This is a genomic window from Gelidibacter japonicus (genome assembly GCF_010725055.1).
GTDB lineage: Bacteria > Bacteroidota > Bacteroidia > Flavobacteriales > Flavobacteriaceae > Gelidibacter > Gelidibacter japonicus.
The window spans coordinates 1-14,740 of record NZ_BJKB01000033.1; the positions used below are offsets into that span (position 1 = coordinate 1).

Sequence of the window (14,740 nt, forward strand, 5' to 3'; positions counted from 1 at the left end):
ACGATTTGCCAACTTGAGAGAGGATGAGCTTATATTTGTGGATTAAATTAGAAGAGCCGTATGATGGGAGACTATCACGTACGGTTCTGTGAGAGGGAAAGGGTGAAACTCCCTTTTCCTACTCGACAATGTCCTCTGTATGACGATGTCATCCAACCATAGCCATAATTCGCAAAAAACAGATCGGGACTTTCTTCTTCAGGTAAAGCCGCACGCATCACCATTTGAGAACTCATCGCTTCATTAATATACATTTCTGTCAAAATCTCCTGATCGTTGTGTTTTCCCTTGTTGATCCATAGCTTTAACCATTTAACCATGTCATTGGCGCTGCTGTAAATACTACCTGCGGGGCTCATGCCAGAAATGTCATAGTAATCCATTTTGCTGATTTTATCGTCTTTTTTGAGTTCGTAACCGAAGGCAGCATTGTCAGTTTTTTGTAATTCACTCAACATGGTTTGTGAGCGAGACATCCCCAAAGGTTCAAAAAATCGTGTCTTGATATTCTCTTCCCAAGATTGACCAGTTATCTTTTCTGCAATGACACCTTGTGCCAAAAACATAAAATTATTATAATGCCATTCCTGTCTGAGACCTGTAAAAGGTTCTTGATAGGCAATCCGTGCAATTAGACTATCCTTATCTGCCGAAGGAAATAAATACCAACTCAAGTCATGGCGTGGTAGACCTGTACTATGCCGCATCAAATCTTTGATGATGACCTTATTATTTAAATTATCATTATAGAATTTTAATTCGGGAATATATTTTATGGGACTGTCATCAAATGATAATTTGTCTTCCGCTCTTAATTGGCCAAGAAGGGCTGAGGTAAATGCTTTTGTGGAAGAACCAATAGCGAAAAGCGTGTTTGCATCTACTGGCACTTTATTTTCATAATCGCTATAACCAAAGCCTTTGGAGTAAATAACTTTATCACCATCAACGACCGCCACTGCAAAACCAGGTGCTTTCGTGGCTTCTAAAATGGCATTGAGATCTTTGTCAAGACCTTTAAGGCGTTTGTCCATTTGTGCGTAGGAAGTAGTGAAAAGGGCAATGCAAAAGAAAAGACAAATGAATTTTTTCATGACATATTGGTTTGGATGATTTCTCTATCAGTAATCTTATGTCTGTAAAAGTTACGTATTTCGTGGAAATAGTTAGCTATACACCGCCAAGAATAATGAATTTATATTTTTGGACGTTAAGAAATAGGAGTGTAATTGAAGGGAGGAACGATAGCAAAGTAGCTGTATCAATGTCCTTCTAAAGCAAGGGGTTTAGTCGTTGTGATATCGAATTCAACAACATAGTCATCAAGAATTGAAGTTTCAAGACCTTTAGATGACACCTAAATTTAGTTTGTCTATTAAAAAAAGCCTCCCAAAACATAAAATAGACTTAGATCTTAGAAGGCTGATTATATAGTATTACTTAGTAATCGAATGATCCCAATTGGCACCACTGATATCTGTAATTTTTAAAGTGTATTCACCTTTTGGAAGGTTCATAAGCACTTCATCTTTAAAGTTGATATTGGCCTTGGCGCCTAATGGAATGATAAGGCTGTGAGCGCCTGGTTTTACCTTGGCAATATAATAATTGTCAATAAGGTTCTTGTCCATGCTTGCCAAATCATCTTGTTGGTAATTGATGACTGTATCACCTTGTGCATCTGTCAGGGTAATGTCAATCATCCATGCACCGTAAACATCTACACCTTCCGTTCGGTAAACGTCAAAGGAAAGTCCGTTATGATCAATTTTACCTTCGGTGATTTCAAGTTTTGGTTTGACAGACTTATTGTGCAATGTTCCCCAAACCCCGCCATGGAACACCTGATTGGTGTAAAGTGTCAATCCAAAAATAAAGAGTGCTCCCGCCAAGACTATTTTGGGGAATAAACGGTCTTTAATTGGCAACACGCCAGATCCCAACCATGCAAACCATTTCTTTTTGGTAAAGGCATAATTCTTTTTCATGAAGTAATTATCCATTGAATATTTGCCACTGCCTGTTAAGAAGAGCATGAAGCCTGTGGCAATCCCCAGAACGCCAATTTGCCATTCATCCAAGCAGGTAGTGCCAATCCATCCTGAACCTAACAGAATGCCCATCGCCAATCCGAAGACGCCAATACTCATAAGTCGAGTGAAAAACCCAAAAATCATTAACAGGCCTACAATACCTTCAATAATGGTAAAACTCACCATAGCCCAATAAAGGCTATCCGGATTTTCAACTAAATACTGAATGATGGGTTTGGTTCCTAAAGCATTAGGAAGGAAATGATTGAACTTCTCGCCGATATAGCCGGCAACTTCTGGATCTAATTTATTGGCTAAAATGACTCTTCGGTAGAAGGCTGAAAAGTAGGTCCAGCCTATGACCATTCGTACTGCAAGCGCTAAAAGCCCTGCATCGTTTTTAATATGTGTTTTCATTGTGTTTATCTCTAATGTGGTTACTAATTTCTGTCGGCTATAGTTAGATGATAGCCTTGTTAAATAAGAAATTAGTTAGAGATGAACTTTTAGATTCTGGTAGAGAATGTAGTAGGGAATACGTGCCACGGATTCACTTTTATCCGTAAACTGTGTGACTGGATGTTGCGATAAGTCAGCAACAATAAGGAGTTGTGGATTTGTGCCAAGAATAGCTGGAGCAGTTTGCTGTACGGTCTTTGTAGCCGAAACTGCCGATTCTACATCTTGATATGCCTGACAGACACTCTTGTTGGAAACCTCGGTAGGTGGCATTTCAAGAGCCGTTTGCACAGACTTCCTAACCTTACAAGGCGCAAGGAGCAACAGTGTAATCAGCCCGATTAAAGAGACCAATGTCAATGCTTTTTTTATGTGGAGGTTTATTTTCACGGGGCAAAGATAGCCTTATTTTTAACACCTAACAATCTTAGAATGTCGTGTGTGGAAATCAGTCCTCTAAATTATAATTCCCTTTTGCCCATCTCATTGTAGGTTGCATCCATTCTTTCATCGGTTGAAACAAAAATCCATGACCCAAACCTGTATGCAATTCAACTTCTTTGAAATATTCAATATAACAAGTGGAGTTTTCCTTACGTTTCACTGCCGAAACACCAAAGGGATCAGAGGCTTCGTATATGTTTAAAATATGGCCGCAATAGTTGATGTTAGGAATATCTTGGAGGTCACTTTCCCTGAAACTCGCGATAAATACAAAATTTAAATCTTTATTATTGACGAGGGTCGAAACATATTGGGCAATATAGGCACCTTTTGAAGTGCCTACGACCGTAATATCTTTAGGGGAAACTCCTTTTTGAATTAAACTATCAATTAGCGCAGTTACTAAAGTAGCATACTCATGGGCATTGACGTTTCCATTTCTTTGTTCGCTGATCACGATGAATCCATTGTCTTTAAATTCTTCGATGATTTCCAAATATGCCGTTTTGCCGTATTCGGGATGTGATTCGTTCAGATCATGGGTTTCTAAAAACCGGTTGTGAAGGAAGAAGATGTAGCGGTCTTCGGTCTCTGTAAGACACCCCAATAGGGTGACGCAAAATATAATTCCGATACCTAAGCTTATTTTCATAGGAATTTTTATATAACGGATCGAGGTAGATTCATTTATATCTTAAAAATTTAAAAGTAATTTCATAGCGTCTGTAGGCGTGGTGTAGTCAGACATCTTTTTTCCTACGCCAAGATGAATGGGCATACTATTCATGCGACTGCTCAATTCTTTCATCGGCATATATTCTAAACTTCCATCTTGATATTGCCATATTTTTAAATCCTCAAGTCTATGATTTTGAAAACCTGTGGTTTTTCTATCGTTATCCGTTGGTAAAAAATCCAATCCACCAATGAGTGTTTCAATTCTTTCAAAATCGGTGATCATCCCGTCATAAACTAATTGCCCATAAAATGCGTTCTTGAAAATATCTTCGATATTTCGTAAGTCTGCTGCTTTTATATCTATCAAAACAATGACATACTGTGTTTTAGCATTTGAAATAAGCCAACACTTTTTGCGATCGACATAAAAAATCATGGCATTCCATTTTCCCAATATCCCGCAGACTTCGTCGGTGCTTCGTGACTTAACCATTTTTTTAATCAGTTTTTCTAATTTTTTGGTGATGTGGATTGGTGTGCGCATGTTTTTTTATGAGCTAAAAATTCTCTTTTAAAATTACGAAAGTCGAAGCGAATTGAATGACCAAAAAGCATTTTTTGGTGCCGGTGCCTCGAAGGTGATAGATTCATTAGATATAGGTACTTGATAGATTAATTTCCAAGCATGAAGACAAATAGCTAATGGAAAGTAGTTTTCGTCTGAGCCGTATTTGTCATCGCCAATAATTGGTAGCCCTATATGTGCCAATTGTGCTCTTATCTGATGGAAGCGACCCGTTTTCGGCTTTACTTCCAGGAGATAACCAAAATCATTCTTGCCTATAACTTCATAGGATAGCATACACTTTTGAGAATCCTTGGATTTTGATGGAATGATATCTGCTCTTTTTTCTAACGTGTTTTTAACCAGAAAATTAGTTAAGTAATCCTTGTCTTTGATGGGTTTGTTTTTAACAATGGCCAAATAGGTTTTTTCAACTTTTCGACTGCTGAAAAGCTCGTTGAATTCCACAAGAACACTTTTTTTCTTGGCAAATACCAATACCCCACTGGTCACACGATCCAACCGATGTATGACGCCGACATAAGGCTTTTGTTTATTTTTCGAAAAATGATTGAACACTTGATCCTCGACGGTAGTATTCTCGTATGGGCTTTTTTCGCTTATGAGTCCAGCTGTTTTATTGACAACTATATAATCGTTGTTTTCGTGTACTATTTCAAGTTTGGACATCGGCAGTGGTCTTTTTAAATGATCAATTTTTGTACTGTTAAAACAGGATCATTGCAAAAATAGGCTTATAGTTACAGTATGTTTTAAAGCTTGGTCAGTTTTTTTAATTAATCCTGTTTAAGAACAGGAGTTGCTTATCATACTGCTGAGGAGAGCCTTTGACTTGGCAGTTTTGACCAGTGATGGGAAGTAGAGCCAATAAAAAAAGCCAACTCTATTAAAAGTTGGCTTTGTCTCAATTATTGATCTGTTATTGATCAGAAGTATTCCACCACACTGGAGTTTTTAAACGGATAAGAGGGTCATTGGTTGGCATGTTGACATAATTACGATCTTCTTCATTGTATTCATACATCATCGCTTGGATCCATTCATCATTACCAGGGAATATGTCAAGATTAACATTAACTGGTCTTTGTAATCCAGGATAAATATTAGCACTGTAATCCATTCGTCGCATATCGACCCAAGTCTCTGGATTGAGCATATTCGCGATATACTTTTGGATCATAATAGCAGATAAATCAATATTAGTTGGTCCAATTTCTATATCTAATAATTCCAAATATGCGGTCATTTCTACAGTTGGTACGTTCAATTTTTCTAAATCAGCTTGAACACCCTGTTTGAAAGCAGCGTATGCACCTGGCAAATCATTCTTTCTAAAACGGGCTTCGGCCTCAATAAATTTAACTTCACTGTAGGTAAGCATATAAGTTGGTGCGGTTGGACTTGTATAAAATCCGCCATTCCCAGCTGAATATTTGGTTGGAGGATCGCCATCCAACCCACGGCCTACATCCAACCCCACATAGCCTCCGTCCACAGCTTCAGGAACGATAATTGTTAACCTTGGGTCTTCTATAGGAACTGCTAAATTCAAAGGGTTTTTTAGGAGATTGACAAAAAACGTCGAAAAGTATCTAAATCTTGAAGAGCCATATCCGCCTTCGGCGAAGGGTTGTCTTTGATTCTCAGCTTCTCCACCGACAAAGTCCTGCTGTGCATTTAAAGCATTGGAGTTGATACCCGCCTCGCAAGCTGCAATAATGGCATCAGCATCATAGGCCATGTCTCCAGAAGTTTTTTTACTTAAATGATTTAAGTATCGCGCTTTTATGGATTGGGCAAATCGAATCCATTTTTGTTGATCTCCGTCATAAAGTACATCGCCGCCTTCAACATTCAGTCCTATAGGACTTGGTAGTTGAAGTTCTGCAATAGCTTCATCCAACAATCTGAAGATTGTTTTATAGGCTTCTTTTTGAGTCACAAATTTTGGGGTGATATTCATATTTGACTCACCATCATAAGTGTCTTCTGTTACAATGTCGCCATATTGATCGGTGGTCATCCCAAATATATAGGCTCTAAGAATTTTACCGACTGCTGTATAATTTGGAGCGTTATGCTTTTTGCCCAATACAATTAAATCGGCCGTATTAGGTAGCGCATACACATAGGCGTTTTGCCATAAAAAGTAACGTCCTGTCGTAAAGCCGTTGGTCCAGGAGTTGGACTCATAGGCTCTCGTATGGTGTGCCGCATATTGTGTGACTCCTATTATTTCTCTTGCGCCTCTATATTGGGCGGTACCCGTCGTGTTCTCAATGGCGCCTTGTATTCTAAATTGTGGTGCCAATGAACTTGTTGTAGGGGCAGTTACTGAACTGTTGACATCAAAGTAGTCATCACTACAAGATGTCGCAATTACTGCCAATGCAATACATGTATATTTTAAAATCTTCATAATTATAATTTTTAAAATCTAAATTTTAAGCCTAAATCGAATCCTTTTACATTTGGAGTACCAAGGTTGTCGATATTCATGGAACCTGCACCCGCAATACCAGCACCAAATGTGTTCACTTCAGGATCTACGCCGCTGTAATTGGTAATCGTAAACAGGTTACGACCAGTTACGTAAAGTTCTAAGCCTGTTATAGATAATTTATCTAAAACTTGTGATGGGAATTTATAGGATAAGGTAACATATCTCAATCTGGCAAATGAACCATCTTCAATGAAATTCTCTGAATTTTGGGAATAGTAATTCTGGTAAAAGTTCTGATCTTTTTCCACGGCAACAGTATTTGGATTTCCGGCGGCATCAACCCCAGGTAGCACAACCGTTTGGTTTCTATCAGCAATGGTGTTGGTACTAAGTCCATAGTAAACTAAAGCAGACTCCGTGGCGTTGTAAACGTCTCCACCTTGGACGATGTCCAACAAAAACGATAAGTTGAAGTTCTTATATCCTATAGAATTGGAAATACCTAAAGTCCAATCAGGAATTCTATTGACATCGTCATAGGTTTGATCTGTTAATGTTGGCAGGCCGTTCGAATTAATAATGACATCGCCATTTTCGTTTCTTACAGGTCGTTTCCCGCGTAATCCAAATAATGATCCATCAAGGATTGCCGCACCAGCTGCAGAATTTCTAAAGGTCCAAGAATCAGAGAGATAAACTTCAGACAAGAAACCAGGCAATTCTTTGACCTTGCTTTTATTGGTGCCAAAGTTAAAATCTAAATTCCATGATACTTTTGAAGTGCTAGGCAGCATTTGCAATCTCAACATGGCTTCAACACCACTGTTTTTGATAGAGCCTCCGTTGAGGGTGGCATAAAAAGTACCTGTTGTTGGTGGTACTCTTATGTCTCTTAAAATCTGGTTGTCAGAGGTGCTTGTATAATAGGTGAGATCCAATCCAATTCGGTTTTGCAGAAAACGTATATCGGTTCCAATTTCAAAACTATTGGTGAATTCTGGTTCTAAATTCGGATTTCCAACATTCACGCCATTCCAAGTGTAGGCCGAACTGGCTAAACCATTAATGTTTGTCCCCAATGAACTTTCCAATGCTCCGATAGGTGCATCTTTTCCAACCTGAGCCCATGTTGCTCTGAGTTTAAAGTAGGTCAAACCATTCTCAGAAGTGATATCATTTCCGTAAACTTTGAATAAGTCACTGACTACGGCAGACATTCCCACTGATGGATAAAAGAATGATCTCTTGTCTTTAGGAAGTGTACTTGACCAGTCATTACGTCCTGTTAAGTTTAAGAATACGGCATTTTTCCAACCAAATTTAAGTTCTCCAAAAACACCCACAATACGCTTTCTTGTGATTAACTCAGAAATCTCTTGGTTTTCTTTAAGGATATTTCCGATACTGTGAATTCCAGGGGCCAGGAAAGATCTACCGGAAGTGAAAGTGGTTCTGACATCCAATTCTTCAACGGAATTACCGATCATCCCATCAAAAGAGAGATCTTCGGTAATATCTTTTTGATAGTTTAAAAAGAGATTGGAAGTCAATCGGGTGTGGTCTTTCTCAAATTGAGTGATATACCCATCTTCTCTCGTGTCAATTAATGATCCGTCTCCGGTAATTTTCTTATTGAACTCTGTGTAATTATCCGTTCCTATTTTATAGGATAAGTTGAAATCATTTAGGAAGTTGTAGTTAAGACTTATTATGCCTATCAATCTTTTTGTTTCATCGGTGTTGGGACTGTTGTGGACACTCCAGTAAGGGTTGTCAAATTGTTGGTCCAAGAAAAATGCTTTTTGTGATCCATCGGCATTTAAATAATCCTTGGCATTGACATCACCTGGGTAAGCCAATAAACTTCCAAAGCTACTCCCTGACGCGTTACCTTGTTTACTGCTTGAAATATCGGTAGTGATATAGTTTGCGGAAATACCGACCGTGAAATTGTCAGTAATATTCGAATTAGCATTTACCTTAAATGACGTTTTATCATAACTTGTCCCTTGTATGACCCCTTTTTGTGACAGATCACCAATGGACATATAAATATTGCTTTTATCAGTACCTGAAGAGTAACTCACATTATGATTTTGTGTGTTGGCAGTATCATAAAATTCTTCGATATTATTAAAAATTGGAGTGCCTGCGCCTATGGCTTGTCCAAAGGATAAAGACGATTCAGGATCGTAAGTGATACCTCCAGACGTTCTGATTTGAGCGCCTTTACCGTACATGGTTTGGACCTTAGGTGTTCCGATAACTTTATCTGATGAGATCGAGCCTGAATAGGTCACTGTGCTCACACCAGATTTCCCCCTTTTTGTGGTGATAATTACGGCGCCACCAGCAGCTTGAATCCCGTATAATGCGGCAGCGGCAGGCCCTTTAAGTACAGATACGCTTTCAATGTCTGCCGGATTGATGTCTGAGGCTCTGTTTGTGCTTGCTACTTCCAAACTTGAACTCGTAGAGTTGTCAATTGGAATCCCGTCAACCACAAACAACGGTTGGTTATTTCCTGTGATAGAAGAACCCCCACGGATTAGAATAATGGAAGAAGAGCCAGGTGCACCACCAGAATTGACTACGGTAACCCCGGATACTTTACCTTGTAGCCCATTGACCATGTTGTTCTGATTACCTTCCATAAGTGCTTCAGCTTCTACAGCTTGAACTGCATAACCCAGAGCGCGCTTCTCTTTTTTGATACCAAGAGCGGTAATGATGACTTCGTCCAAAAGATCACCAGCTTCCAATGTTATGTCAAGTGGTCCGGCAGAGGTTGCCTTGATTTCTTTGGTTTGATAACCAATGTAAGAAAAAACGAGGATTGAATTCAATGGGGCTTCAATTTCATAGTTCCCATCAAAATCTGTCATGGTGCCAACAGATGTACCTTTAACAAGTACACTGGCTCCGAGCAAAGGTGTATTGTCTTCGCTTGATTTTACAGTTCCGGTAATTTTTATGTTTTGTGCAAATGAGCTGTGCGCAAAGCATAAAACAAACAGGAAATGCAGTAGTAATTTGCCTTTCATAATAAGTTAATTTTGATAAAGTTATATATCAAATATAGTTTAATATTTTAAAAAGCGCATAAAAAGCGCATTATAAATGTATAAATTATGCAAATAAAACGCATTATTGTGTAATGATCCTTCTTTTCAAAGGCAGGTTAATGCATTAATGGTCTCAAAATCAATAAAATTTAAATTTTATTATTACTTTTCTGAAATAATCCAGTAAATTATTCTCCTAATGAAAAAGAATGAGAGACAGCGTTTAATCGTTGATAAGGTCATGTTACATCGCAAAGTTCTTTCCGATCAATTGGCGCTTGAACTGAATGTTTCTGATGATACCATTAGAAGGGATTTAAATGAATTGGATGAAAAGGGATTGTTGACCAAAGTTCATGGAGGTGCAGTTTCTTCAATTCAAAAACTATTTTACTATAATGAAAATGCGGTTTTTAATAGAGAGGAAAAGAAAATCATTGCCGCGAAGGCAATTCCTTTATTAGAGGACGGGATGGTAGCCATCTTAAGTGGAGGTACGACAAATTTAGTATTTGTGAGTGCCTTGCCTAAAAGTTTAAAAGCCACAATTTATACTTATAGTCTGGAAATTGCCCTACAGCTCACTGATCATCCACATATTGAAACCATTTTTATAGGAGGAAAGATTCAGAAAAAATCTATGGTTACCATAGGTATCGACGTCTTTCAAATACTGTCCAAAATACATGCTGACATTTGCTTTGTAGGTGCCAGTGGGATTACTCTAAATAAGGGAATTACCGATGAAGGTTATGAAATTGCCTTGATTAAAAAAGCAATGATAGATTCTTCAGATAAGACGGTTTCCCTAATAACCTCAAATAAACTAAATATTAGGCACAACTACTCCGTATGTCCACTTTCAGAAATTGATGTCATCGTCAGCGATCTTGATCGCGATGATAAGCTTTTAAAAGCTTATGCCCAGCAAGATATTTTAATTTTATGATGTTCAAATCGGTTTTGGGGAATCTCGAAAATTGCCTAATTATTTCTTGTCTAACAAGCTCATAGATGGCGCTTTGGTTGCTGATTTTGAAAATTGGCTTTCCTGAAGGATTTGATATATAATTTGCACGGTGAAGGATGTTTGTAATCTGTCAGATCTTAGTGGGAATTACAAACAATAACGATGATGTCATATGATGCTCCTTAGAAAACTCGAACGATTTTGGACATATACTTAGTTTGAATTGATTTTTGGGATAAGGTTCTTTTCTTTTATTGGTTTAGCCTTTCTTAAAGTCCATTAACCAAAAATTGACTTTAATACCGTTTAATAATTCGTATTCCAATCGCACAAACCCATAGATTTCCGAAAAATAGCTTTTCAGTTTGGTCTCCCCAATATCAGATTTGGCATTACTTTCAATAACATAACATTCTATTGTTCCAAAAGCAGTTTTAACCATTTCCATTGTGGTTACTTTATAATGGTAAGATAGGAGCAAAGGTTCTTCCCAGGTTCCCCAAAGCACATTTCCCCAGTTTTTTCCAATTGCCATTTTGTCTGACCATTCATTGCCAACTTTTAAGGGTTTTTTTACAAATGGAAAGGGCGCGGTTTGCAAAGCATTGAAAAATCCGGTTCTGATAGGATGGAGCCAGATATTGTCGGCATTGTCCACCAAGCCCGTTAAACTCATGCCTCTTGAAAGCGGTTCCTGGATATAGGATATTTCAGTTTGACCTTCATTGGTTCTTTCCGCATCGGAAACCTGTTGCACAATCAAGCGGATTCTGTCCACCTCAATGGCTGGGGAAACTAATGGTACCAACTCAAAAACTGTGCTCGCATACATGCCTTTGTTGGTTTTGAGTTTCAATACCTTGCCATTCCTGATGATTTCGTAATTAAAAACATAGGTATTTCCCACCTTATAGACTTCATTGGTGGCATCAATATTACCCGTATCCAAAACCACCGTATCATAATGTTGGGCGACACTAAGCTGGAAAATAACTAAGAATAGTATGGTCAGTTTTTTGGTCATGACAATTTTTTAATGGCTTTTGTAGGATTTTTAAAGATAATTAAAAAATAGTGTTGTGAGGTTACCTGATGAAATTATTCTGTGGAGGATGTTTTTACAGCTTGTTGCATGGATTTTTAACTCAGCATTGCTGGTACTTGCTGGCGGATGTACATACCAACTTATTAAAAAGGGCAAGTCGTGGATTCGGGATGTCAAAGTAATATTCCTGTTCTTGGTTTTTAGCATAGTGCTTGTTATGAGCGTGCTTTGTTTTACTTTTTACATTTTATAAAATAGAAGGGATAAATGTCCATTACATCCTTTATTTCAAATAGGCCTGCTTTGCCAAATTCTTCTTGTATGGACTCCCTATCGTAGAAAAACATTTTTACCCCACCAAACAATTCAAATCTGTCTTTGTCGATGCAGGTGCCGTGACCGTAAATCTGTACCTGCTTAGTCACCGTCGTGAAAATCATAAATCCGTTTTCTGTTAGTTGGTTGAAGCAGTCTCGAATTAGTTTTTCTCTGTCTTTTTTGTTTAACAGGTGAATTAACGCATAGCAATATATGCCGTCATATTGCATGTCATCAAATGGCATTTCGGTAACAGAACCGTGATGAATATGCAAGTCGTTTCCAAAATGTTTATGAGCTAAATCAATGGCGGTCTTGGAAATTTCAATTCCGGTAACGGTCATTCCATTATCCATGAATATTTGAGCGTTTCGTCCATAGCCTATGCCAGGAATAAGGACATTTTTTACTTTCTGTTGAATAAAGAAATCACATGCCAATACCGTGGATTTTGCAGTCTCAAACCCCCACATTTCCTGCTTTTTTTTAAATGCTTCTTCCCAGAATTCGGTCATTGTTATAAGATTTAAAATTTGTCGTCATCAATTTCTTCTATGAAATTGATTTTAATCCATTCAAATATTATTTTATAAACACGATCTCTTACCGGCTTTTTTGAGAGAACTAAATCGTGCACGCCATTCTCAATTTCACAGGTGGTCACTTCTCCTTTGAGTTGATTGGCATATTGGCTTATGTGGTCCACATTTAATACAGCGTCTCCCTCCATGAATCGTTCTGACCATTTTTTATCCTTAATAGTTTGATTGCTATACAGCACTAGGGTAGGCACGTCCAATCTTAGATTGTTCTGTACGTTTTTGTGAGCCTTATGGATGGCGTTGATAAAACTCAGCGTCACTTTTGGAAGGTCGTGAGGTTTCCATGCAAGATTATAATCCCATTCCCCATATTTCTCATGATGAAGACTGTAACCATAGAGTCTTGAAAAGCCACCTGAGATTAATGTGTTAGGTAGATATTTGCTTAAAAAGGAAAGTATAGGGATCCCTATTTTCCTTTTAAAAGGGCTGAGATTAAATTCATAAAATGGGCTGTTGCAAATGACTCCATGGAATAAACCGCTTTTTAAATGCCGGCTTGCATAATAGGTGATAATGAGTCCTCCAGTAGAATGGCCCATTAATAGCACTTCGGAATGCTTTTCTGTTTTAATGATATTTAAAGCTTCAGCAATGTCTTCATCATATTCTATAAGCGAACGGACATTATTTATTATTTGATGACTCATGTACGACCGACCATACTTTCTTAGGTCTAAAGCATAAAATGTATAGCCTTCTTTATTAAATCGTTTGGCCATTTGCTCTTGAAAGAAGTAATCGCTAAAACCATGGATGTATAAAATGGCCTTTGATGAAGGTGTTATAGGTTGCTTGCGGATCAGTGTCGCAATGACCATGCCTTCATAATCTCTTTTGAAAGTTAAGGTCAGTTGTTCAAAGCCATTACCAAGTATATCGGGGACATAATCGTGTTCGTTATATTTCATAGGTTTTTATTTTGCATTCAATTTGGAAAGTTGGTCATGGTATATGATCTACGCCATTTTTTTCCCAATAAACCGAATCACTCTTGCTATTCCATTGTGAAAACTACCTTCCTTTAACTCTATTTGAGCTTCTTCAAGTTCAATGATTTCAAAATTATTAAAGGTATCTTTAATTTCCTGTTTTGAATATAGCATATCTCTATTCGCTGGGCCGCCCACTTTTGGGTTTTTTTCGCGAAGTTCGAGATTGTTAACGCTAAAACCTTCCAAAATGAGATAGCCATTTGGTTTTATCAATTCGGCTAAATCCTTGTGTAATTGCTCTTTTTCGTTAGCCGCAAAATGAGCGTAAATTAGCGCGAGAGCGTCAAAGCTGTTCTTTTTTAGATCTAGTTGGTTTAGCTCTCCGACTTTATATTCGATTTTCACGTCTTCTGAACGGGCTAATTCCACTGCTTTATTTCTGCCTTCTTCGCTGATATCAAAGGCCAGTACATTAAGGCCCTTTTTGGCGGCATAAACAGCGTTCCTCCCTTCGCCCTCAGCTGGTAAGAGTAGGGTGCCATCTAAATTTAGTTTGTTGATAGTGTTTTTAAAAAACACATTGGGACTGGTTCCGTATGCGAATTCTTTTTCCTTGTATCTGTTATTCCAAAAATCTTCCATATTGTTTTTTTATTTGTGCTGTAAATGTGCAGTTATGCATATGCGCACCGAGCTTAATGTCATTATAGAATGTCTTATTACAACCCACCAAAATACCTCATTTTGCCCTAAAAACCTATTTGCGATTGGTTATCTTTGGATTCGCATAAATCCCATTATATTAAAGCGTCGTCATTTTGTTTTTTTGCCATTTAATGATCTGTCACTTTGTATTTGATAAATAGCAATGAGATGTTTATGCTGACTGATTAAGGGATGGAGGAGGTAAAGTGAGTTGAATAATTACTACTGAACCGATCGTGAAGAGTCTATCCTAAACCTTTATTATTTACCGCCGGAAAATTGATATCCTTGCACTACTTGTATAAGTGGATAATTATTGTGGAATCTAATAACCTGAGTTCGATTGATAATATTTGATTTTTTTGTATAAAAAAAGATAGATTTTTAGTAAATTAAAGTGTTGAAATTTAATTCGTTAATCTAAAAACCTATCCATGATAATCTACTCTAAAGTTAC

General features: G+C 37.8%; 13 protein-coding genes. 1 reads left to right on the top strand and 12 read right to left on the bottom strand.

All coding sequences use genetic code 11. The annotated features are described in order from the left end of the window. Positions 1-74: 74 nt before the first annotated feature. The 8 genes from G6N06_RS19120 to G6N06_RS19155 form a co-directional block, all read right to left on the bottom strand. On the bottom strand, positions 75-1,094 hold the full coding sequence (locus G6N06_RS19120; protein WP_163518306.1) for a serine hydrolase domain-containing protein: 1,020 nt from the start codon (positions 1,092-1,094) through the stop codon (positions 75-77). Between the two features lie 342 nt (positions 1,095-1,436). Then, positions 1,437-2,450: a TQO small subunit DoxD gene (locus tag G6N06_RS19125; RefSeq protein ID WP_163518307.1), complete on the bottom strand. Its 1,014-nt coding sequence runs from the start codon at positions 2,448-2,450 to the stop codon at positions 1,437-1,439. Positions 2,451-2,525: 75 nt separating this feature from the next. Further along, positions 2,526-2,846 carry a hypothetical protein gene (locus tag G6N06_RS19130; protein WP_163518308.1) on the bottom strand — a complete coding sequence of 107 codons (321 nt, stop codon included), beginning with the start codon at positions 2,844-2,846 and terminating at the stop codon, positions 2,526-2,528. A gap of 94 nt (positions 2,847-2,940) precedes the next feature. Next, on the bottom strand, positions 2,941-3,588 hold the full coding sequence (locus G6N06_RS19135) for an alpha/beta hydrolase (RefSeq protein WP_163518309.1): 648 nt from the start codon (positions 3,586-3,588) through the stop codon (positions 2,941-2,943). Positions 3,589-3,630: 42 nt separating this feature from the next. Then, positions 3,631-4,158 carry a DUF6933 domain-containing protein gene (locus tag G6N06_RS19140; protein ID WP_163518310.1) on the bottom strand — a complete coding sequence of 176 codons (528 nt, stop codon included), beginning with the start codon at positions 4,156-4,158 and terminating at the stop codon, positions 3,631-3,633. 33 nt (positions 4,159-4,191) lie between these two features. Further along, on the bottom strand, positions 4,192-4,869 hold the full coding sequence (locus G6N06_RS19145) for an RluA family pseudouridine synthase (protein WP_163518311.1): 678 nt from the start codon (positions 4,867-4,869) through the stop codon (positions 4,192-4,194). 250 nt (positions 4,870-5,119) lie between these two features. Further along, on the bottom strand, positions 5,120-6,619 hold the full coding sequence (locus G6N06_RS19150) for a SusD/RagB family nutrient-binding outer membrane lipoprotein (protein ID WP_163518312.1): 1,500 nt from the start codon (positions 6,617-6,619) through the stop codon (positions 5,120-5,122). Positions 6,620-6,630: 11 nt separating this feature from the next. Beyond that, positions 6,631-9,687 carry a SusC/RagA family TonB-linked outer membrane protein gene (locus G6N06_RS19155; protein WP_163518313.1) on the bottom strand — a complete coding sequence of 1,019 codons (3,057 nt, stop codon included), beginning with the start codon at positions 9,685-9,687 and terminating at the stop codon, positions 6,631-6,633. Positions 9,688-9,907: 220 nt separating this feature from the next. Here G6N06_RS19155 and G6N06_RS19160 point away from each other — a divergent pair, with 220 nt between their 5' ends. Next, positions 9,908-10,657 (top strand): DeoR/GlpR family DNA-binding transcription regulator, encoded by a 750-nt coding sequence (locus G6N06_RS19160; RefSeq protein WP_163518314.1) that lies wholly within the window; start codon positions 9,908-9,910, stop codon positions 10,655-10,657. 280 nt (positions 10,658-10,937) lie between these two features. On the opposite strand, the gene G6N06_RS19165 is transcribed toward G6N06_RS19160, so the two are convergent. From G6N06_RS19165 to G6N06_RS19180, 4 genes are all read right to left on the bottom strand, one after another. Beyond that, positions 10,938-11,702, bottom strand: coding sequence for a hypothetical protein (locus G6N06_RS19165; RefSeq protein WP_163518315.1), 765 nt, complete (start codon positions 11,700-11,702; stop codon positions 10,938-10,940). Positions 11,703-11,956: 254 nt separating this feature from the next. Continuing rightward, positions 11,957-12,556 carry a class I SAM-dependent methyltransferase gene (locus G6N06_RS19170; protein WP_163518316.1) on the bottom strand — a complete coding sequence of 200 codons (600 nt, stop codon included), beginning with the start codon at positions 12,554-12,556 and terminating at the stop codon, positions 11,957-11,959. A gap of 11 nt (positions 12,557-12,567) precedes the next feature. Then, positions 12,568-13,554, bottom strand: a complete 987-nt coding sequence (locus G6N06_RS19175) for an alpha/beta hydrolase (RefSeq protein WP_163518317.1) — start codon at positions 13,552-13,554, stop codon at positions 12,568-12,570. 48 nt (positions 13,555-13,602) lie between these two features. Continuing rightward, positions 13,603-14,220 (bottom strand): class I SAM-dependent methyltransferase, encoded by a 618-nt coding sequence (locus G6N06_RS19180; protein WP_163518318.1) that lies wholly within the window; start codon positions 14,218-14,220, stop codon positions 13,603-13,605. Positions 14,221-14,740: the final 520 nt, after the last annotated feature.

Bases quoted from the DNA above. Each gene is read 5' to 3' on its own strand.
- G6N06_RS19135 (WP_163518309.1), bottom strand. From the start codon at position 3,588: ATGAAAATAAGCTTAGGTATCGGAATTATATTTTGCGTCACCCTATTG.
- G6N06_RS19170 (WP_163518316.1), bottom strand. From the start codon at position 12,556: ATGACCGAATTCTGGGAAGAAGCATTTAAAAAAAAGCAGGAAATGTGG.
- G6N06_RS19145 (WP_163518311.1), bottom strand. From the start codon at position 4,869: ATGTCCAAACTTGAAATAGTACACGAAAACAACGATTATATAGTTGTC.
- G6N06_RS19160 (WP_163518314.1), top strand. From the start codon at position 9,908: ATGAAAAAGAATGAGAGACAGCGTTTAATCGTTGATAAGGTCATGTTA.
- G6N06_RS19125 (WP_163518307.1), bottom strand. From the start codon at position 2,450: ATGAAAACACATATTAAAAACGATGCAGGGCTTTTAGCGCTTGCAGTA.
- G6N06_RS19150 (WP_163518312.1), bottom strand. From the start codon at position 6,619: ATGAAGATTTTAAAATATACATGTATTGCATTGGCAGTAATTGCGACA.
- G6N06_RS19155 (WP_163518313.1), bottom strand. From the start codon at position 9,687: ATGAAAGGCAAATTACTACTGCATTTCCTGTTTGTTTTATGCTTTGCG.
- G6N06_RS19120 (WP_163518306.1), bottom strand. From the start codon at position 1,094: ATGAAAAAATTCATTTGTCTTTTCTTTTGCATTGCCCTTTTCACTACT.
- G6N06_RS19140 (WP_163518310.1), bottom strand. From the start codon at position 4,158: ATGCGCACACCAATCCACATCACCAAAAAATTAGAAAAACTGATTAAA.
- G6N06_RS19175 (WP_163518317.1), bottom strand. From the start codon at position 13,554: ATGAAATATAACGAACACGATTATGTCCCCGATATACTTGGTAATGGC.
- G6N06_RS19165 (WP_163518315.1), bottom strand. From the start codon at position 11,702: ATGACCAAAAAACTGACCATACTATTCTTAGTTATTTTCCAGCTTAGT.
- G6N06_RS19180 (WP_163518318.1), bottom strand. From the start codon at position 14,220: ATGGAAGATTTTTGGAATAACAGATACAAGGAAAAAGAATTCGCATAC.